General features: G+C 37.7%; 14 protein-coding genes. 9 read left to right on the top strand and 5 right to left on the bottom strand.

Annotated features, from left to right (window positions below):
- Nucleotides 1-50 precede the first annotated feature (50 nt).
- Nucleotides 51-3443, bottom strand: a complete 3393-nt coding sequence (locus C3F34_RS12420; protein WP_104441718.1) for an SIR2 family protein — start codon at nt 3441-3443, stop codon at nt 51-53.
- 247 nt (nt 3444-3690) lie between these two features.
- On the opposite strand from C3F34_RS12420, the gene ahcY reads away from it, so the two are divergent.
- The 6 genes from ahcY to C3F34_RS12390 all read left to right on the top strand — a co-directional run bounded on the left by ahcY (nt 3691) and on the right by C3F34_RS12390 (nt 13568).
- Nucleotides 3691-5073, top strand: a complete 1383-nt coding sequence (gene ahcY / locus C3F34_RS12415) for an adenosylhomocysteinase (RefSeq protein ID WP_044739944.1) — start codon at nt 3691-3693, stop codon at nt 5071-5073.
- 138 nt (nt 5074-5211) lie between these two features.
- Nucleotides 5212-6048, top strand: coding sequence for a methylenetetrahydrofolate reductase [NAD(P)H] (gene metF / locus C3F34_RS12410; protein WP_016166880.1), 837 nt, complete (start codon nt 5212-5214; stop codon nt 6046-6048).
- A 24-nt stretch (nt 6049-6072) separates the two neighbouring features.
- Entirely contained in the window at nt 6073-6789 is a 717-nt protein-coding gene (locus tag C3F34_RS12405; protein WP_044739943.1) for a 16S rRNA (uracil(1498)-N(3))-methyltransferase, read from the top strand.
- A gap of 170 nt (nt 6790-6959) precedes the next feature.
- Complete coding sequence (locus tag C3F34_RS12400) at nt 6960-9821, top strand: EAL domain-containing protein (protein ID WP_044739942.1); 2862 nt, start codon at nt 6960-6962, stop codon at nt 9819-9821.
- A gap of 144 nt (nt 9822-9965) precedes the next feature.
- The gene (locus tag C3F34_RS12395; protein WP_016166883.1) at nt 9966-12245 is read left to right on the top strand and encodes an NADP-dependent malic enzyme; all 2280 of its coding nucleotides are present in this window, start codon (nt 9966-9968) and stop codon (nt 12243-12245) included.
- An 81-nt stretch (nt 12246-12326) separates the two neighbouring features.
- Nucleotides 12327-13568 carry a multifunctional CCA addition/repair protein gene (locus C3F34_RS12390; RefSeq protein ID WP_104441717.1) on the top strand — a complete coding sequence of 414 codons (1242 nt, stop codon included), beginning with the start codon at nt 12327-12329 and terminating at the stop codon, nt 13566-13568.
- 56 nt (nt 13569-13624) lie between these two features.
- Here C3F34_RS12390 and epmA read toward each other — a convergent pair whose 3' ends face one another.
- Together epmA and C3F34_RS12380 are read right to left on the bottom strand one after the other, a co-directional pair.
- Complete coding sequence (epmA, locus tag C3F34_RS12385) at nt 13625-14599, bottom strand: EF-P lysine aminoacylase EpmA (protein ID WP_104442349.1); 975 nt, start codon at nt 14597-14599, stop codon at nt 13625-13627.
- Nucleotides 14599-15666, bottom strand: coding sequence for a 4-phosphoerythronate dehydrogenase (locus tag C3F34_RS12380; RefSeq protein ID WP_104442348.1), 1068 nt, complete (start codon nt 15664-15666; stop codon nt 14599-14601). The genes epmA and C3F34_RS12380 overlap by 1 nt, the downstream gene beginning before the upstream one ends.
- 208 nt (nt 15667-15874) lie before the next feature.
- Between C3F34_RS12380 and C3F34_RS12375 the strand changes: the two genes are divergently transcribed.
- Nucleotides 15875-16192 carry a hypothetical protein gene (locus tag C3F34_RS12375; RefSeq protein ID WP_016166887.1) on the top strand — a complete coding sequence of 106 codons (318 nt, stop codon included), beginning with the start codon at nt 15875-15877 and terminating at the stop codon, nt 16190-16192.
- 65 nt (nt 16193-16257) lie between these two features.
- On the opposite strand, the gene C3F34_RS12370 is transcribed toward C3F34_RS12375, so the two are convergent.
- Nucleotides 16258-16851, bottom strand: coding sequence for a 1-acyl-sn-glycerol-3-phosphate acyltransferase (locus C3F34_RS12370; protein WP_104441716.1), 594 nt, complete (start codon nt 16849-16851; stop codon nt 16258-16260).
- Nucleotides 16852-17314: 463 nt separating this feature from the next.
- Between C3F34_RS12370 and C3F34_RS12365 the strand changes: the two genes are divergently transcribed.
- On the top strand, nt 17315-17782 hold the full coding sequence (locus C3F34_RS12365; protein WP_104442347.1) for a copper resistance protein NlpE: 468 nt from the start codon (nt 17315-17317) through the stop codon (nt 17780-17782).
- A gap of 71 nt (nt 17783-17853) precedes the next feature.
- Here C3F34_RS12365 and C3F34_RS12360 read toward each other — a convergent pair whose 3' ends face one another.
- On the bottom strand, nt 17854-19458 hold the full coding sequence (locus C3F34_RS12360; RefSeq protein WP_104441715.1) for an isocitrate lyase: 1605 nt from the start codon (nt 19456-19458) through the stop codon (nt 17854-17856).
- Nucleotides 19459-20116: 658 nt separating this feature from the next.
- On the opposite strand from C3F34_RS12360, the gene C3F34_RS12355 reads away from it, so the two are divergent.
- Nucleotides 20117-21106, top strand: a complete 990-nt coding sequence (locus tag C3F34_RS12355; protein WP_016166891.1) for a LysR family transcriptional regulator — start codon at nt 20117-20119, stop codon at nt 21104-21106.
- Nucleotides 21107-21212 lie beyond the last annotated feature (106 nt).

The following is a 21212-nucleotide window of genomic DNA, read 5'->3' as shown; positions in this document are numbered from 1 at the left end:
GATAATATGAGGCGGATGATATATAAATTGATCGATAAAATTAAGATTTATTAAAGCCGAATCCCTTTTTTTGATAATGCTGTTTGAAGAATACTCGCATAATCATGATCAATTAGTGATTTTAAAAAATTTCTTTCATCATCATAAATCAAGCCAGTGATTCGATCATCTTGATTATCAAGATAGAAACCTAGAATCTCACACCACAAACTTTCCTGACCTAAAACAATATCTACATGATTTCTGGACATATCATGTAAAAATCCAACCCACTCCTCCTTAAAAGGAAGTTGTACAACAATCTCTTTCAAATTAACAATAATGGCTGAATGATCAGTCAACAAATACCAAATTTTCGAAATTTCATTTTTAGTTAATAGTTGATTAACTTGATTTATTCGATCTTTTATATACTCTCCCAACCATGACCAAACTTTCTCAATATCATTTTCTTTAGGCAAAATTTTCCGTACTGTTTCTAAAATTTGTTCCGTAATTTCTTGGTTTTCTAATCGCTGTAATTTCCTTAAAGACTTAATTGAATCTTCATGATATTCAAAATAAATACTATATACATATAATTCTGTTAAACCTCGAATAAGTTGCTTATCATTATGATTTAAAGCACCTTGTAATATATTAAAGAACTCTCTATTAATTTCTCTAAATTCTGCAAACTCCAAGTGTGCATTTCTTAGAAATCCATTCCAGACTTGTAATTGAATTTTGCTATCAGTTGACAAGAGAAGCGGAAATAACTCTTTTTGAGCAAACAATGAATTGCGTTGCTTAATAAACGAGTAGCAACTCATAAACCAGATTACCCCATAACCTTCGCTATCTTTATTAATTAACAACTTGATAAACATCTCACATTTTTTTTGTATTTGTTTTTCAGTTTTAGAAAGTTCGTATAATTTAATGACGAACAATGCCAATAAACCATTCACACTATTTAGACTAAGAGTAAATTTATCAACATCACCGAAAACAGAAGATCCTTGGTTTTTATTTAAATTAAGGATTATTTCAGCTACCTCTATCCACTCACTATATTTCTCTAAATTTTTTAGATAGTAATCAGTCTGCTGTAGATCATCTAAAAAAACTGCAAGCGCATATAATTGCTTATCATCCTTCAGCCTCAGTATTAGCTGACAAATAGAAAAAAAACTTTTATGTATTTCTTGATTAAATTCCCAACCTTTTGCCCTTCTTATTATTCTCTCAATGATTGAATGCTCAGGGGTGACTTCTATCGCAAAATTAATAAAATCTAATAGCCACTTAGGTTCTGCTTTTTCAATTTCTTGCCAAAGACCGACATACCCTAAGTCATTACCACTATTAAAAGAATGTCTATAAAAATCATACTCTAATAGAGTTAAATACCAAATGTAATCATTTCTAGCCTGAATTTCATTTACATCAAAAGGTGAAATATTAATTACAGAGTATACCCCTGATGAACGGAATGATAAGTATGGTTTATCATCTAATTCATAATAAGAATTATTCAATTCAATTAAATCATATTCTTTCTGAGCTAAAGAATAATCAGGATCATTTTTAATAATCCAAGCATACCATTGGAATTTTGTGTAATTACTAAAATTTTTATTATTCTTAACTTTTGTAATGATTTCAAATTTTCTTGCATCTGATAATTTTTTGTACTGCAATTCTAAAAATTTAAAAACTTCCGCCTTAAATTCTATATCGAACCAATCAATCTTCAAGTTTATTAAGCTGTAAATAAAATCCGTATCATAAGAACTAAACTGACTCAATAAATAAATTCCAAGTCGCTTTAGCAAGATACTGCTTGAAGATAGACACTCTTTTGAAAAATGATTAACAATATCATTAGATAACTTTTCTTCCGAAAACAAATCTACAATGCCATCAACCAAGTCATAGTCTAGCTCTGTACTGTAATTTTTATCTTTTTCCCAAATTTCTTGCTTTGTCCATGATGTATGTATTTTTTGTTTGCCATACAACGTCAAAATATTGTCATATTCTTCTACCTTATTTATTAAAATTTGGACTGTCTGGTAATAAAAAAATCTGTTTCCTTTAACTCGTTCAATTATAGAAAAAAACTCATATTCACTTATAGAAAATTGAATTTCAGGTTTAATTTGGATACTCAAATAAGCTTCTAATGCACGCCCAAACTCTTTAATTAAATCAAAATTAATTAGCTTTTTACAAACCCACGAATGTACTCCGTTATGCAAATTATTCTGGGCATATAAATCCTTTTCCAAAAATAAAAACCACTTCCAATAGCTGTTTTTTTCTTGAGAATCATTTAATTTTCTAAATATTCTCCATAATAAATTCTGATTGTTCTTTAAATTCGAATATTGAATGGTCAACTCCATCAATTCATCACTATGTTGATCTAAATAGCATACAGCCCACTGAAAGAATTCATCTTCATGTTTCATTACTGCATCAAATAAAGACCGATCTTCTTTTATTTTTTTTAACCAAACTTGAGGTTTTGCAACTTTAAAAAAATGTTTATAAGCATCATCTGATGTTAAAAAGAACTTTACATAATTTTTAGCATCCTCTAATTGATTCTGCTCATACTCTATAACTTTAGAACAAATAAATTCTTCATAACTAGAAATACTTAAATTTAAAAAATGTGCAATTTTTTCTACAGCTTCTGGTAATTGTAGATGCTTTCCATTTTCTTTTTGATAAATCAGAGGCTCTATCCCTAACGATTTCCAATGATTAACCTGCTGAATATTTCCATCTTCTATATTTGCAAAAGCATAGAGTCTAGATTTCCTATTTTTAGGTAAAGAACGAGTTAAATATTTTAGAATTGTATCGTTATAAGAATATCCAATGAATATAAAATCGTAATTTAAGAAAGCATCGGTTAATAATCTTTTTGCCCAACTTTCAGAAAGGTATGCTCTTCCAAAGTCAGAGTCTGATAAGACCATTGAACTTGGTTCAGTTACATTGCCATGTAAATAAATAACACCTTCAATATTGTTCCCTAACGGAAATACTGGCGCATTAAATTTCTTGATTACACCATCAGGATTTAGATTTTTAAAAGCTGTTTCAAATAAAAGGTCAAAGTTTGTTGTAATAATACGTGGCTTTTTAGGAAAAAGTTTGAAAATGTCATGATGCAACTTTGTTGGCTCTGGTGTACCTTGATTTAAAACTCTTATGCATTGCTCATGAATTCTTACTCCTTGATCAAAACCTTCACCAAGTTTTTGATCTGGATTATCAAATTTTTCAAGCTCATCTAAGTTTAGTATTTTGCGAGTTAAAGTAATAAAGTCGGGAAGATTGGCAGGAGCTCCCATCGAAACTCCAGCACCTGCAAAGATAATCACCTTGTTTTCTTGTAATGATTTAATCAAATTTTCTGGAATATCAACACTTCCAAACTTCATCATCAATTCTACTCATGAACATTATATAAATTATACGGTTTCATAATGTACAAATTACATTTGGAACTCAAGATAAATCCAAGTACAATAGCCCGCAGTCGAGGGATGCTGCGACTTTTTCACAGGCTGATTTTCAAAAACAGTAATGTGAAATCGCTAGGCTCGACGATTCGGTTAGAGATTCGTGCTAATCAACAACGGCATCCGCGAACATAATGATCAATTTTTATTTTTAATTAAGGAGATCGTAATGAACGCGGTTAATGCTTCATTTACAGATTACAAAGTTGCTGACATCACTCTAGCTGACTACGGCCGTAAAGAAATCAAACTTGCTGAAGCAGAAATGCCAGCATTGATGGGCTTACGTAAGCGCTATGCTGCTGCAAAACCACTTGCTGGCGCAAAAATCCTTGGTTGTATCCACATGACCATTCAAACTGCTGTTCTTATTGAAACATTGGTTGAATTGGGCGCGGAAGTTCGTTGGACTTCTTGTAACATCTTCTCTACTCAAGACCATGCTGCAGCGGCAATTGCGGCTTCTGGTGTACCTGTATTTGCTTGGAAAGGTGAAACAGAAGAAGAATACATGTGGTGCTTAGAGCAACAAATCAATGTGAATGGCAAACCTTGGGATGCCAATATGATTTTGGATGATGGCGGTGACTTAACTGCACTTGTACATGACAAGTATCCAAATGTTTTAGCTAAAATTCACGGTATTACTGAAGAAACCACGACAGGTGTTCAACGTCTGCTTGAAATGTGGAAAGACGGTTCACTTAAAGTTCCTGCAATTAACGTTAACGACTCAGTAACTAAATCTAAAAACGACAACAAATATGGTTGCCGCCATTCATTAAATGATGCCATTAAACGTGCAACAGACATGCTCCTTTCTGGTCGTCGTGCGCTTGTGATTGGTTATGGTGACGTAGGTAAAGGTTCTGCACAATCTCTTCGTCAAGAAGGCATGATTGTACGTGTAACTGAAGTTGACCCAATCTGTGCAATGCAAGCATGTATGGACGGTTACGAAGTTGTTGCTCCTTACAAAAACGGTGTTCAAACAGGTAAAAAAGAAGACATTAATCTTGATCTTCTTCAAAATACTGACCTAATTGTAACGACAACGGGTAACTACCACGTATGTGACGCTGCAATGTTAGATACATTAAAAGCGGGCGCTGTTGTATGTAATATCGGTCACTTCGATACTGAAATCGACACAGCATATTTACGTGGTTACAAGTGGGTTGAAGTTAAGCCTCAAGTTCACCAAGTTTACCGTTCTGAAAATGACAGCGATTACCTCATTCTTCTTTCAGAAGGTCGTTTAGTTAACCTTGGTAACGCGACTGGTCACCCTTCACGCGTTATGGATGGTTCATTTGCCAACCAAGTCTTGGGTCAAATGCACTTATTTGCTGAAAAATTTGCTGATCTTCCTGAAGATCAAAAACAAGCTGCGATTCGTGTAGAACTTCTACCTAAGAAATTAGATGAAGAAGTTGCTGCGGCAATGGTTGCTGGTTTTGGTGGTGTCTTGACTCAATTGACTCAAGAACAAGCAGACTACTTAGGTGTAGCGGTTGAAGGTCCATTCAAATCGGACGCTTATAAATACTAATTTTTCATCTCTGCTAAATCCTCTCCTGTCAGGAGAGGATTTTTCCCTGAATTAAATACCGCAAGGTTCCTCTCTCTAGAAGAGGTTTCAGGCTGAGGGTAAAAACTAATACAAGCATTTATAAAAAAGGATTTGAACATGTCGAAACACATTCCTATTTCTTTTGAGTTTTTTCCGACCAAAACGGATGCGGGTGCAGAGAAGCTCAAAGTCGTACACCAAGAACTACAACTCTTAAATCCAGAGTTCTTCTCAATTACTTATGGTGCTGGTGGCTCAACTCGTGAACGTACCTTAGCTGCCATTGCTGAATTTAATGGTAAAGGCACACCAGTTGCACCACACTTATCTTGTATTGGCGATGACAAAGCTCGTATCGCTGAATTACTCGACATCTATAAAGCCCAAGGTATTGACCGCATCGTGGCTTTACGTGGGGATTTGCCTTCTGGTCAGGTTGGTCTAGGCGAATTACCTTATGCAACAGATTTGGTTCGCTTTATTCGTGAACATTCAAATGATCACTTTCACATTGAAGTTGCTGCATATCCTGAAATGCATCCACAAGCAGAAAGCTTTGATTTAGATATTCAACGTTTTTGCGATAAAGCCAATGCCGGTGCTAACGCTGGTTTAACCCAATTCTTCTTTAATCCAGATGCCTACTTTTACTTTGTAGATCGTATTCAAAAAGAAGGTGTAAATATTCCAATTGCACCTGGCATTATGCCAATTACCAATGCAAGCAACTTGATTCGCTTTGCAGATGGAACTGGCGCTGAGATTCCACGCTGGATTCGCAAGCAACTAGCAACTTATGGTGATGATACGGCAAGCATTAAAGCTTTTGGCCATGAAGTTGTGGTCAAACTTTGTGAACGCCTGATTGCTGGTGGTGCTCCAAGCTTACACTTTTACACGATGAATACTACTGATCCAACTCGTCAGCTTGTCACTGACCTTGGTTTAGCTTAATCCTAACTTGACGAGTTGTACTTTATGCCACGTTTTTATATTGAAGCTGAATTAGCGGTTGATACACAGATTGAACTGACCGAAACTGTTTTTCATCATTGGTGTAAAGTACTACGCGCGCAAGTGGGAGACCAAGCCACCTTGTTTAATGGGCAAGGGGGGGAATATAACGTTGAACTCACTGATGTATCGAAAAAGTCGGCCAAAGTTCAAGTATTGACATTTAACCCATCCAATCGTACTCCTGCTATTCATACCTTACTTGGTCAAGTGATGAGTAAAGGCGATCGTATGGATTATGCCATTCAAAAAGCTGTTGAACTGGGTGTATCCGAAATTCAACTGTTGACTTCTGAACGCTGTGAAATGCGCTTGAAATATGACCGTGATCAAAAGAAGTTAGATCATTGGCAAGGCATTGCGATTGCAGCCTGTGAACAATGTGGCATGAACATTGTGCCAAAAATTCTTGCACCACTCAGTTTAGAGAAATGGCTTGCGTCTGAACTGCCAGAGACTAAACTTGTGCTCGCACCTAATAAGGATGAAACAAGTCCTTTGAGCAACGCAAAGGCAAATATTGCACTGCTCATTGGGCCCGAAGGTGGTTTAAGTGAAACCGAAATTCAAACTGCAAATGAGGTTGGTTTTGTTAACTGGTGCATCGGCGAGCGAGTATTACGTACCGAAACTGCCCCTGTTGTTGCATTAGCCATCCTAAATTACAGTGTTAGACCATAGTTTTTCTAAAAAGACGAAAATACGGATAGATAAGATTGATATTTATGCATAACCTGATTAATCTAAAAGTGATTCAATGCCTTGTGATTTTATTAAAAGACTAAGTAAATAAATGGAACGTATAACCTATACAGTATCTAGAACAAAACAAAAATAAGGTTATGAATGTTATGCCCGATTTTTTAGATGCGAATCTTAGATCGCAGTTACAAGCTGCGCAAATTCATAATTCCATAAGGCATATCCAATTATTTTTGGTGAGTATTCTCATTATTTTTTTATATGTTTATTGTGTTTACCAATTTAATTTTTCGCACTTTTCTCTCTATTTTAATGTTTGGTTCTTGCTCACAGAGCTCTTCGTTGGCAGTTTTTGGATACTGACCACAACTCGATTTAAATTTGAACAATACACCATCTCCCAAGCACATCACTGGGTGCAATTTCTCTGCCTAGGAACAGGTATTCTGATTGCTACTGGAATCAGTCTAATTTATTACTATTTACCTCAGGTCAATCCAAGTTTTGAACCTGTCCACGCTTTAACATTATCGGCCTTACTGTTAATCGTGACTCAAGCATTAGCACTTACCTTCTTAACCCAACGGCTTGATTATTTTTGCTTAATTTTCATTCCATCTATTGTTCCCTATTTTATATCTCAATTTATACTTACTGATCAAATTAACCAATTATTTCATCTGACCGTGAACTTCGTTCTCATCGTCATTTTATTGTGTGCCAATTCAACTGTACGAATTCATAAACGCTTATCTGCTTTATATTTGCACAATGGTCAACTCATAAAAAATGCTGAGCAACAAGTGATTCGGACTGAAGAATTATGCGAACAGCTGCAAAATGAAATGAACAAATCTAAAGAAATTGAATTACAACTACAGCAAAATAACCAGCACTTAGAGCAAAAAATTCAAGAACGTACTTTTGATATTGAACAAATGAACCGTAATCTAGAAAATCAGCAACAAAACTTGGATCTTGCCCATGAAATCGCAGGTTTAAAACCTTGGGACTGGAATATTAAAAAACGTCACATATCAGTCAGTAACTACCAGCAGCAAAAAAAGCGTAAGCATTCAAAAGAACACAGTATTCAGCTACAAAACATCATTCATCCAGATGATTTGTTGTGTTTTAAAAAAGCGTTAAAACAGCATCTTCGTGCCGAGACCGATCGTTATGAAGCTACCTATCGTGTACAGCAACCCAATGGTGAATGGACGTGGGTACATGATATTGGACGTGTGATTGAACGTGATCCAACCAATAAGAAACCTTTGCGTATGGTGGGTATACAGCGTGATATTCATCAGGAACGTACCGATCAAGAGCGTTTAAAACTGGCTGCCAGTGTCTTAGAGCAAGCAGCTGAAGGTATTTTTATCCTCGACAAACATTTAAATTATGTCAATGTAAACCCTTTTTATGAAAAGATCACAGGCTTTGATAAAGACCAATTTTTAGGTCAGCATCTTTTTGCAATCACATCAAACCATAAATCCTCACAGCAACAAAATCATCAGGCAATTTTGGAGCAATTAGCCCGTACAGGGGAATATGATGGCGAGCTCACTGAAAAATTTAGCACAGGGAAAGAACTGACATTTTGGCTACATATCAATGCCATACAGGATGAGCATAATCGTGTCATAAACTATATTGGGATTGTTTCTGATCTGACAGAACGTAAACTTCAGGAACAACGCTTATCTTATTTAGAAAATTACGACACATTAACGGACTTACCAAACCGTTTTTATTATAATTATCAACTACATCAATACTTAGTATCTCATCAAGATTCCATTCAACAGCTTGCTGTGATTCGACTCAATATTGACCGCTTCCGCCCTCTCAATGAATATTTAAGCAATAATGGTGGCGATGAACTGTTAAGACAAGTCGCTCAGCGTCTGCGCTTGACCAACACGGATGCACTGTTCTTAGCACATTTAAATGGTGATGATTTTGCTATTGTGTATGAGATTTCTCATATCCGCCCTTCTATTCAACAACATTGTCAGCGTATTCAAGATGCTTTTGCCGAACCTTTTGAGATTTTTGGACAAGAACATATTATTACCGTATCAATGGGTATCTCATTCTATCCTGAACATGGTCGACAACTTGATTATTTAAATAATTGTGCTGAACAAGCCTTGACTGAAGCGAAACGTTTAGGCGGTCACACCATGAAATATTATTCGAGCGATAACACCGCTTTACTTGAACAAGGCATTTATTTAGAACGCGACTTACGCCAAGCCATTCGTAATGATGAGCTGGTTGTTTATTATCAACCTAAAATCGACTTTAAAGATCAACATGTTTACGGTTTTGAGGCTTTGGTTCGCTGGAATCATCCAACCAAAGGCATTATTCCCCCTGCACTTTTTATTCCAATGGCTGAAAAAACCAGCCTAATTTCAGATATTGGAAGAATCGTCATTCGTAAAACAGCTAAGCAAATTAGCTATTGGAATTCGATTGGTTTTAAAAATATTTGCGTATCTGTCAATGTCGTTGCTCAACAATTACAACGTGGACAACTTCTCTCCGATTTAGATGAAGCCATTGCAACGTATCAAATTTCTGGTGAAAGTTTAGAACTTGAAATTACTGAATCTTCCCTGATTGAAAATTCAAAAACTGTCAAAATATTATTGGATCAAATTAAGCAACGCCATATTAATATTGCCTTAGATGATTTTGGTACAGGCTATTCTTCTCTGGCTTATCTCGCAGATTTCCCAATTGATATTCTAAAAATAGATCGTGCCTTCATTGCCAACATTGGAGATGGCAAACAAGATGCGATTATTAGTGCCATGGTTGCCATGGGTAAAGCAATGGGATTAACAGTCGTCGCTGAAGGGATTGAGACTGAACAGCAACTCTGCTATCTGGAAAAACTACAATGCGACATTGCCCAAGGTTATCTTTTTTCTAAACCACTCTCTGAAAAAAATGCCACCGAATACTTGCAATTACACAAACTTATCCCTTCTTAGTCTAAGTCAATAGGCTTGAGGTCTAAGTTTGTGTAAAAAAGAAGCGTGTTCGACTGGGCTTAAAAGACAAGTAATGGTATATTCGAGCAAATTCAGCAAAACCACCAGCATACGCTGGACCACTCAGTAACAAACGAGATTCAGATGGACGATCAATCATTAAAACAGCAAGCTTTGTATTATCACGAGTTTCCAACCCCAGGTAAAATCAGTGTTACACCAAGCAAGCAGCTGGTCAACCAACATGACTTAGCACTTGCTTACTCCCCAGGTGTGGCTGCGCCTTGTTTAGAGATTGAACGCGACCCTTCAACTGCCGCCCTATATACTGCACGTGGTAACCTTGTTGCCGTTGTCAGTAATGGTACCGCAGTACTTGGACTAGGTAACATCGGTCCATTGGCGTCAAAACCAGTCATGGAAGGTAAAGGCGTCCTGTTCAAAAAATTTGCTGGTGTTGATGTATTCGACATCGAAATCGCTGAAAATGATCCAGACAAAATCGTTGATATTGTTGCAGCGTTAGAACCAACTTTTGGTGGGATTAACCTCGAAGACATTAAAGCGCCTGAATGCTTCTACATTGAGCGTAAACTTCGCGAACGCATGAATATTCCTGTGTTCCATGATGACCAACACGGTACTTCAATCATTGTAGGTTCTGCTTTACTGAATGCACTTCAGTTAAATGGCAAAAAAATTGAAGAAATCAAAATTGTTGCTTCTGGTGCAGGTGCTGCTGCTCTTTCATGTTTAGACTTACTTTGTGCAATTGGTGCAAAGAAAGAAAACATTATCGTTGCTGACTCACGTGGTCTACTCACAACCAAGCGCGAAGGTCTAGATGACTCAAAAAAACGCTATGTACAAGACATTGAAGGTACACAGCTAGCTGACGTGATTGCAGATGCAGACATGTTCCTTGGTCTTTCAGCAGCAGGTATCCTAACCAAAGAAATGGTTAAGGTCATGGCAAAAGATCCTATTATTTTTGCCCTTGCTAACCCAGATCCAGAAATTTTACCTGAACATGCACATGAAGTTCGTGATGACGTGATCATGGCAACAGGTCGTTCAGACTATCCAAACCAAGTCAACAATGCACTTTGCTTCCCATATATCTTCCGTGGCGCACTTGATGTGGGTGCAACAACCATTAACGAAGAAATGAAAATTGCTTGTGTATACGCAATTGCGCGTATGGCACACATTGAAGCAGATGCTGCAACTTATGGTGAAAAATCTGCATCTTTTGGTCGTGACTATTTAATTCCACGCCCACTTGATCAACGTTTAATCCTTGAAATTGCACCAGCAGTTGCACAAGCAGCTATGGATTCTGGTGTTGCAACACGCCCAATCGAAGATTTCTCGGCATATCGCCAACGTTTGTCTGAGTTTGTTTATAACTCTGCATTCATTATGAAACCGATTTTCGCTCAAGCAAAAACAGATCCTAAGCGTATTGCTTATGCAGAAGGTGAAGATCTACGTGTATTACGTGCTGTACAAATTGCTGTAGATGAAGGCATGGCGAAACCAATTTTGGTGGGTCGTACTGCGGTGATCGAAGCCAACATTAAGAAATTAGGTCTACGCTTAGAAAATGGTGTAAACATTGAAATTGTTGACCAAGAGAAAAACCCGAACTACGAAAAATTTGCTGAAGACTACTACGACATCATGCAACGTAAAGGGGTAACACCTGAATACGCACATCGTGAAGCACGTCGTCGTTCTACCTTAATCGCGGGTATGTTGGTTCGACATGGTCTAGCAGATGGTATGCTGTGTGGTACATATTCAAGCTATGACATTCATTTAGACTTCGTGAAAAATGTGATTGGCTTGAAAGAAGGTCGTACTAACTTCTTTACCTTAAATGCATTAATGCTTGAAGATCGTAACTTGTTCATTGCGGATACTTATGTAAATACGAATCCAACAGCTGAACAGTTGGCTGAAATGACCATTCTAGCGGCTGAAGAAGTACGTCGTTTTGGTATTACTCCACGTGTTGCTCTACTTTCGCATTCTAGTTTTGGTTCAGATCAAAATGATCCAAGTGCACAAAAAATGCGTAAAGTATTTGAAATCTTGAGTGAAATTGCACCTGAACTTGAAGTTGAAGGTGAAATGCACGGTGATGCGGCAATGGACGAAACCATTCGTCATTTTGCCTTCCCGAACTCACGTTTCAAAGGTTCTGCGAACTTGTTAATTATGCCGAACTTAGATGCTGCCAACATTTCATTCAACCTATTGAAATCAACTTCTGGTAATAACGTTACTATTGGTCCTATTTTATTAGGTGCAGCGAAACCTGTTCATATCCTTACCCCAACGACGACAACACGTCGTTTAGTAAACATGACAGCATTAACTGTGGCTGAAATTCAGCAAGCTGAAACTGAAGCACTTTAATCTTTAGTGAAAAGCTCAAGTTATTGACTTGAGAAAACCTCTATTCTGTAGCATGATTGCTTGAAGAATAGAGGTTTTTTCATGCAAGTTTATTTAGTAGGCGGTGCAGTACGAGATCACTTACTCGGACACCCCTATCACGAAAAAGATTATGTTGTTGTTGGTGCTACTCCAGAGCAATTACTGGCACTTGGCTATCAGCCTGTAGGCAAAGATTTTCCCGTTTTTCTACACCCAGAATCAAAAGAAGAATATGCTTTAGCCCGTACTGAGCGTAAGTCAGGACAGGGTTATCATGGTTTTGAGTTCTTTACCGATGTTAGCGTAACCCTTGAAGATGATTTAATTCGCCGTGACTTAACCATTAATGCGATAGCGATGGATGAAGCAGGAAAAATCTATGATCCCTATCAAGGTCAACAAGATTTAACCAATAAAATACTCCGCCATGTTTCCGATGCATTTGTAGAAGATCCACTTCGCGTATTACGTGTAGCTCGCTTTGCTGCACGTTATAAACCTTTAGGGTTTAGTATTGCCACAGAAACGCTTGATTTAATGCGACAACTAGCTGAATCAGGTGAATTGAATGCACTCACCCCCGAACGCGTTTGGAAAGAAAGTTCACGTGCACTCATGGAACCTCATGCAGATGTTTATTTCGAGGTTTTAGAAGCTTGCGGGGCTTTAAAAGTTTTATTTCCTGAAATTGATGCACTCTTCGGCATTCCGCAACGTCCTGAATATCATCCCGAAATTGACTGTGGCGTTCATACACTTATGTCTCTTCATCAAGCCTGTAAAGCGAATTATTCACTCGATGTACGTTTTGCTGTTTTGGTGCATGATTTGGGTAAAGCCCTCACCCCTGAGCATGAATTACCTCGGCATATCATGCATGAAGAGCGTGGAATTCCACCCGTAACTCAAGTCTGTGATCGATTAAAAGTACCGACTCAAACCAAACAATTGGCCTTGGCCGTTTGTAAAGAACACTTAAAGTGCCATCAAGCATTTGCATTGAAACCTGGAACACTCTGGCGTCTTCTACAGCGTCTTGATGTACTACGCCGTCCAGAACGTGTTGAAGCCTTCATACAAGCCTGTGAGTGTGATGCACGCGGACGTCTTGGACTAGAAGATCGTGAGTATCCTCAAGCCACCTATATGCGTGATGCGATGGAAATTGTGCGCACAATTAAAGCACAAGATTTACCTGAGAATGTCCAAGGTTCTGAAATTGGTGAAATGTTGATTCAACGTCGTATTCAAGCTTTGGAAGCTTATAAAGCGCAACATGCAGCGACAAATAAGTCAGAATAATAAAAGCCCCTGATCTCAATCAATCAGGGGCTTTGTATCTTGGAAGTAATTTATGATTATGCAATCTGTGCCGGGAAAGTAATCACCTGTTCCAAGCGCATTCTTTCAGTCGCCACCATCAACAGACGATCTAAACCTAAAGCAATCCCTGCACATTCTGACATATTTGGCAAAGCAGCTAATAGATATTCATCAATAGGCATCACATGCAAGCCTAATTGCTTACGCTCTTGATTATCTGCCTCAAAACGTTGCCGTAATACATCTGCATCAATCAATTCATCATAAGCATTCGCCAATTCCAAACCTTCGATATACAGTTCGAAACGTGCTGCAACCAATTCACCATCTTCATCATGTTTGGTTTTTGCCAAAGACGCTAACTCTGGCGGGAAGTCTGTCAAAAATACAGCGGTGTCAAAACCTAAACTAGGCTCTACAAAATGTGAAAACAGTAAATCAATATATCCAAGTCGATCATCACCCAAATCCAGATTTAAACCGACGCGCTGACAACAATCTTTCAGTTCTTTCAAGCTAGCCTGTAAAGGATTTAACTCCAAGCGATCCATAAACGCATGTTTATAACTCAAAATGGTTGGACGGATTTCACCAAAGCGCTGCGCCAAAGTCACATTTAATAGATCAGTAACTTCGAACATTAAATCTTTTAAACTAAAGTGCGGACGATACCACTCCAGCATACTAAATTCACTGTTGTGCTTACGCCCATGCTCATCGTCACGGAAAACCTTACAAATTTGATAAATTGGTCCACTGCCCGTTGCCAATAAACGTTTCATGGCAAATTCTGGTGAAGTCTGCAAATAATGTGTTGCAAGTTTACCTTGTACATGGCGCTTTGCCTGTACCGAAGCTAAGTGCACATCGGTTACACCAGCTTGCGATAAGATTGGAGTTTCAACTTCTAAAACTTGACGCTCAGCAAAAAACTGTCGAATTTGTGCATACATTTTGGCACGCGCTTGCATTGCCGCTAAATCGCAAGTCGGTTGATAATGAACTTGAATCACGCCTGAGGGCCTCCATGTGCTGCCCACTCACGTCTAAGCGGATAGTTTTTTCTTAAAGTATCAAAGGCTTGTTGTTCAACTTTACCTTGCTTTACGCATGCTCTTAAATTGGCATCATCTTGAGCAATGTCATAAATCTGTTTTAAATGTTGAGTCAGCACGGTTTTAAAATCAGCCTGGGCAAAATATTGCTCACAACTTGGAAGTTGAGTTTCAAACCGTTTTGTCGCAGCTTGAGCAAAGACTTGGCAAAATGCCTCATAAATCATCTGAGTACCGCGTGCCTTGCCTTCTAAGCTATACCCTGCAATATGTGGTGTCGCCAGTGCCAAAAGCTCTAATAGTTCAGATGAAATTTCTGGCTCATGCTCAAAGACATCCAATACCACTGTACGATGGGTGTTTCGAATATCTTGCATTAAATCAGCTTCTGCAATCACAGGTCCACGTGCCGAATTAATCAATATGGCATTCGGCTTCATTTGAGCCAAAGTTGTCGCATTAAATAAATGATAAGTTGGATGTTGACCTGCTTTGGTCAAAGGTACATGAATTGAAATTGCATCGGCTTGTTGTAATAACTGTGTAAAATCCACTTGCGTGACATGATCTCTTTGCACAAAAGGATCATAGGCAATCACCTGCCAGCCCAATAGCTGTGCCATAGTTGCTAAGCGAGAACCAACATTCCCTAATCCCACAATCCCCAAACAAAAGTTTTGCTGAGCAGAAATCAGTTTAGGTTTTAAATGTAAAAGAGCAGTAATCACATATTCCACAACCGCTTGTGCATTACAGCCCGCAGCATTCGACCACGGAATACCCGCAGCATTTAAAGCTTGAATATCTAGATGATCTGTACCAATCGTAGCGCTACCCACATAACGAAGTGCTGTATTTTGTAGTAATGTGGCATTTATTTTGGTTACCGAGCGCACCAAGAGTGCATCAGCATCTACAACATCAGAATGACTTAAATTGCGACCTGGGACATGTTGGATTGCACCAAATTCTGCAAAAAAATAATCGGTAAAAGCAAGATTTTCATCAGCCACAATTTTCATGATTTGGACCAGCAATTGATTCTGCACTATCTTACTTCTTTAGAATTCTACTGACCATTCAAAAACGATTATTTGAATTTTTCTTTTTTGGTTTTACTGCACCACTGTTTACTTTACGGGCAAAGAATCAAATCTATACATTAAAAAGATTTTATATCATTTGATTGGCACGTAGAATGCTGAGCACTTTTATAAAACGCAATTCCTCATGTTACGCCTTTCCTTCATTACTTGTGCCCTGCTGTTCACAGGTTGCGCTTTTGGCACCAGCAAAGAAATAAAACAAGCTGAAAAACTACTCGAACATTTTCAATGCCACAATATTGAATCTAGCCAGATGATGCATAGCCCTATCATTAATTACTATGAATATGCATTAGGTAACTCCAGAAAAAAAGTTGAAGCTTATGTTCAAAGTTACAAAGATGGTGACATTCTGTTTCATGAGCCACTGCCTGAAGTCATTTCGGCTGAATATGAACATTATAAAGAAGCTTGTCAGTCGCTTGGAGGCTTAAGCCAATAAAGTTGTGAGACAAAAAAAGCGAGGTTAGTCTTTAACTACCTCGCTTGAAAATCACTTTAAATTCATCAGGCATCTTGTTGATTCAAATAACGGGTATCAACACTGAATTTTTCTGGAAATTTAGGCTGAATATCAGCATAGAATTGCATAATTTCTTGCATGTCCTGCTCATAATTACCTGTTGGGTAAACAATCTTACCAACACCCGCTTCTTTTTTTTCATAATCCATATAGGCCAACGCAATCGGGACACCCGCCTTAACGGCCACATGATAAAAACCCGTTTTCCATTGTTTCTGTTTTGAACGCGTACCCTCAGGTGTAACAAGCATCACTAATTTAGGGTGTGTTTTAAACAAATCCGTCATTAACTCCACCATACTTGGTCGAGCTTCACCTTCATTTTTAGGACGACGATTAATGCCAATTCCACCCATTGCTCGCACAAAAGGACCAAAAGGTAATTTCATATAACTATCCTTGATCGTTAAACGAACATTGACACCAAGGGCTTTCAAAGCCAAACGCGCGTAAAGAGCATCCCAATTACTGGTATGCGGTGCAGCAATCATGACACATTGATCTAAATGCTCAGGCCATTGATTATCTGTCTTCCACCCCATCAATGCCAAAGATTGTTCAGCCAATTTCTCAAACACAGCAACACCAAAACCAACAAAAAAAGACAGCGAATTCTACCAGTCTAATCGAATAAAAAAAGTACCAATTGGTTAAAAATCACCCCATTAATATATAAATGTATAAATTGTTTGTTATCGCCTTTTAGCTCAAAATTTTAATTATTGAATGATTTTCATTATGTAATTTTTTAGACATTAAACTACGGAAAATATGGATAAATAACCAATTAATTCTTATTCACGCCATAGTACTGTTCACTGCCACAGCACATTTCATTTGTAAGCAAATATCTCGTCATTACCATTCAATCCATGCTATGCCCCCAGAACTCAACTTGGTTACTGGTGCGTAAGGAACATTACACAATGCTACTTTGTTTTACATTTTAAATATTTCAGTTATTTATCAAATAATTTATTTTACCTTTTGGTCATAAAATCAATTAATTATTTACTCTATGACAATACTGGGAATCTAATGATGAATAAAACACTGATTGCTACACTATTAACTACTTGTGCATTAGCTGCTTGCTCTAAACCCACTCAAAATGCTGAAGTAAACACTGCTACACCTGAAGCTAAAGTTGCCTCTTCAGCCGAAATTGATTCTGCACATAATGCCCAAAATTCTTTAGACTGGGCTGGAGATTATCAGGGTATATTGCCTTGCGCGGACTGTGAAGGCATTAAGACCTTATTAGTTTTAAATGCCGATTCAACCTATCACTTAACTGAAACATACTTGGGTAAAGGTGATAACAATCCATTTAAAGTTAAAGGTCAATTCAGTTTTGACAATAGTGGTAGTGTCATTACATTGGATAAAAATGGTGATCAGCGCAAATACTTTATTGCAGAAAATCGACTTTATGCACTTGACCAAGATGGTAAGAAAATTGAAGGGAACTTGGCTGAACATTACATCTTAAATAAAGCAATCAACTAAAGTAATTTTTATTTAAAAATTCTCCATAAAAAAACCCTGCGTATGCAGGGTTTTTTGAATCAGATCGCGACTTAGTGAGCAGCGAATTGGTTCATTGTGTTTTTAGCATCATCGTGCGCTTTAAGAGCGTTATCACCAGAGAAGATTTCTTTGTGATCATCACCGATGTCAGAACCCGCCATTGCTTGGTGTTTAACACAAGCGATACCACCACGGATTTCTTTACGTTGTACGCCAGCAACATAAGCCAACATACCTTCAGAACCGAAGTAACCTTGTGCAAGCTCATGAGTAGAAAGAGCAGCAGTGTGGTAAGTCGGAAGTGTGATCAAGTGATGGAACACACCTGCTTCACGAGAAGCATCAGCTTGGAATGTACGTACTTTTTCGTCAGCTTCAGCAGCCAATTCAGAGTTGTCATACTCAGCGCTCATTAATTTAGCACGGTCGTATGCAGATACGTCTTTACCTTCAGCAACCCAACGATCGTAAGCTTGTTGACGGAAGTTTAAAGTCCAGTTGAAAGATGGCGAGTTGTTGTAAACAAGTTTCGCATTTGGAACTGTTTCTTTAACACGGTTCACCATGTGAGCGATTTCTTCAACGTTTGGAGTTGCAGTCTCGATCCAAAGAAGGTCAGCACCATTTTGTAAGCTAGTTACACAGTCAAGCACAACACGGTCAATTTGAGTACCTTCACGGAATTGATATAAACCAGAAGCTAAACGCTTAGGACGGTGTAATTTACCATCACGTTTGATCAAGATTTCATCTTCTTGAGCATCAGCAATATCAATTTCAACAGTATCTAAGTAGCTGATATATTGAGAAGCGATGTCGCCTGGCTCTTTAACCACTGGGATTTTTTGAGTCAAGTCAGCGCCTTCAGAGTCAGTACGTGCAACGATGATACCGTCGTCAAGACCCATTTCTAAGAATGCATAACGTAGTGCGTGGATTTTAGCGATGAAGTCTTCGTGTGGAACAGTTACTTTACCAGCTTGGTGACCACATTGTTTCGCATCAGATACTTGGTTTTCAATTTGAAGCGCACAAGCACCAGCTTCGATCATTTTCTTAGCAAGTAAGTAAGTTGCTTCTTCGTTACCAAAACCAGCGTCAATGTCAGCAATAATTGGCACAACGTGAGTTTCAAAGTTGTCGATTTGAGCAGTGATTTCAGCAGCTTTAGCAGTATCACCAGCTTCTTGAGCTTTTTTAAGTGCGCGGAATAAATCGTTTAATTCTTTCGCGTCAGCTTGACGTAAGAAAGTGTAGATTTCTTCGATTAATGCAGGAACAGAAGTTTTTTCGTGCATAGATTGGTCAGGAAGTGGACCGAATTCTGAACGAAGAGCAGCAACCATCCAACCAGAAAGGTAGATGTAGCGACGTTCAGTTGTACCGAAGTATTTTTTGTTCGCAATCATTTTTTGTTGTGCGATGAAACCATGCCAGCAACCTAATGATTGAGTGTATTTGCTAGAATCGGCATCATAAGCAGCCATATCACGACGCATAATCGCCGCTGTGTATTTAGCAATGTCTAAACCAGTTTTGAAACGGTTTTGTAATTGCATACGCGCAGCATCTTCAGGACTGATGTCTGCCCATGTGTTACCGAATTTTGCTTTTAATTCGCGGATTGCATCAATCGCTGTTTGGTATGTAGTCATGATATTTTCCTGTAATAATATTAGGATTTCATCAATTGAAGCATTAGAATCCGAATAATGATTTTTGTTCAGATTTACTACACTTCATTACGATGAATACAGATTAGATTGAGTTATAAAATTAATCCAATATCCTCAAGTAATTTTCGGTATTTTTTAAAAAAATATGTAGATCAAAGTCATATTATAAGTAATCAAATATTAAACAAAGTATTGTTATTTAAATATTTATTTAATTTCCAAAAAAATATTATTTCTTACAAATTGCGAAATTGGATTAAAAAACAATCATTAGACTTAAGTCTTGCCCCCCTTTTATTTACGATTTTATGCTTAGTTTGGGTGACTTTATTCAATAGTTTTCCGTTCAATCATTTAAATACAACTGTATAAAATATAAACTCGACGATTCCCATTTTGGACACCTCTTAAAGCCATAAAATTTATAAATTTTAGCTCACCTTAACGATTCAATCAGAATTATTATTTCTTGATCTTTTCAAGGCTGAAAACTTTCATTTTTAGCTGATTTACTTTACTATTCGTTCCCAATCCATTTACCTCCCTCCAGCTTTTTTTCATCATATTTTCTACACAAGCCTTATCGCTTATGGCATAATCAACATAATTTCATAAGTTTATTCTTGGTATTTATTTTATGAATCTGGAGCGGGTCGACCTTAATTTACTCATTTATCTTGATGTATTATTGCGTGAGAAAAATGTCACACGCGCAGCAGAACAATTGGGCGTTACCCAACCTGCAATGAGTAACATCTTACGTCGTCTTCGTAATCTCTTTAATGACCCTCTATTGATTCGTTCTTCTGAAGGCATGACACCGACTGAACGTGCGCTTGAATTACAGCCACGAATTCGCGATGCGTTGTCTGACCTTTCCATGATTTTAGAACCACGTACAGAGTTCCGTCCTTATACCTCTAATCGTGTTTTTCGCATTATGACTTCGGACTATGCCGAAGCGACCTTAGTTCCTCGTTTAGTTAAAGCTTTGCGTTCAGAAGCGCCGAATGTTGTTTTAGACTTTCTTACCCCAAGTGACGTTTCCTATCGTGACATGGAACAAGGTAAAGTTGATTTAGCGATTAACCGATTCAACGAAATTCCGCAAAGCTTCCACCAAGTTTTAGTATGGCGTGACAGTTTTTCTTGTTTACTGAATGGTAAACATCCAGCTGCATCAAACTTAAACTTAAAAAGTTATCTTGATGCGCAACATATTTGGGTGTCAAAAACTGGGATGGGCGTAGGTTTTGGGGTAAATCCTGAAAAACAAGCTGGGTTAGGTTGGATTGATCAAGCCTTAGAACGTATCGGACAAAAACGTAAAATTTCTGTATTTACGCGCCATTATCAAATGCCAGCGCTATTAGCATCAAATGTAGATTTGATTGCAACTTTGCCCACACGTATTGCTCGCCTTCAGGCCAAGAGCCAGCATTTATTAATCAAAGATCCTCCGTTCTATATTCCCGAATTCGAGTTAAAAATGGCATGGTGCCCGCTGTTACACCATCATCCAGCACATCGTTGGTTACGCCAATTGATTTTGTATGTTGCACGCCAAATGATCGAAGAAGAAAATCGTGAATTTTTATTAAATAACTCACAATTTTCACATTATTAATTAGATTTTTCTTAAATTCTTCTTTTTTAAGATTATACTGTTAGCACTTCGGGCATAATTCAATTATTCCCCTAGTGCTTTTTTGTGTTAAAAATATTTCATAATA

Origin of the sequence: Acinetobacter sp. ACNIH2 (assembly GCF_002934965.1) — a bacterium.
In the GTDB taxonomy this organism is placed as follows: Bacteria; Pseudomonadota; Gammaproteobacteria; order Pseudomonadales; family Moraxellaceae; genus Acinetobacter; species Acinetobacter tandoii.
Note: the sequence above shows the minus strand (reverse complement) of the source record. Positions and strands in the feature narration are given on the sequence as shown.

What these genes read in the sequence shown, in the direction of transcription:
- C3F34_RS12420 (WP_104441718.1), bottom strand. Translation starts at nt 3,443, where the DNA reads ATGATGAAGTTTGGAAGTGTTGATATTCCAGAAAATTTGATTAAATCA.
- ahcY (WP_044739944.1), top strand. Translation starts at nt 3,691, where the DNA reads ATGAACGCGGTTAATGCTTCATTTACAGATTACAAAGTTGCTGACATC.
- metF (WP_016166880.1), top strand. Translation starts at nt 5,212, where the DNA reads ATGTCGAAACACATTCCTATTTCTTTTGAGTTTTTTCCGACCAAAACG.
- C3F34_RS12405 (WP_044739943.1), top strand. Translation starts at nt 6,073, where the DNA reads ATGCCACGTTTTTATATTGAAGCTGAATTAGCGGTTGATACACAGATT.
- C3F34_RS12400 (WP_044739942.1), top strand. Translation starts at nt 6,960, where the DNA reads ATGCCCGATTTTTTAGATGCGAATCTTAGATCGCAGTTACAAGCTGCG.
- C3F34_RS12395 (WP_016166883.1), top strand. Translation starts at nt 9,966, where the DNA reads ATGGACGATCAATCATTAAAACAGCAAGCTTTGTATTATCACGAGTTT.
- C3F34_RS12390 (WP_104441717.1), top strand. Translation starts at nt 12,327, where the DNA reads ATGCAAGTTTATTTAGTAGGCGGTGCAGTACGAGATCACTTACTCGGA.
- C3F34_RS12380 (WP_104442348.1), bottom strand. Translation starts at nt 15,666, where the DNA reads ATGAAAATTGTGGCTGATGAAAATCTTGCTTTTACCGATTATTTTTTT.
- C3F34_RS12375 (WP_016166887.1), top strand. Translation starts at nt 15,875, where the DNA reads ATGTTACGCCTTTCCTTCATTACTTGTGCCCTGCTGTTCACAGGTTGC.
- C3F34_RS12365 (WP_104442347.1), top strand. Translation starts at nt 17,315, where the DNA reads ATGAATAAAACACTGATTGCTACACTATTAACTACTTGTGCATTAGCT.
- C3F34_RS12360 (WP_104441715.1), bottom strand. Translation starts at nt 19,458, where the DNA reads ATGACTACATACCAAACAGCGATTGATGCAATCCGCGAATTAAAAGCA.
- C3F34_RS12355 (WP_016166891.1), top strand. Translation starts at nt 20,117, where the DNA reads ATGAATCTGGAGCGGGTCGACCTTAATTTACTCATTTATCTTGATGTA.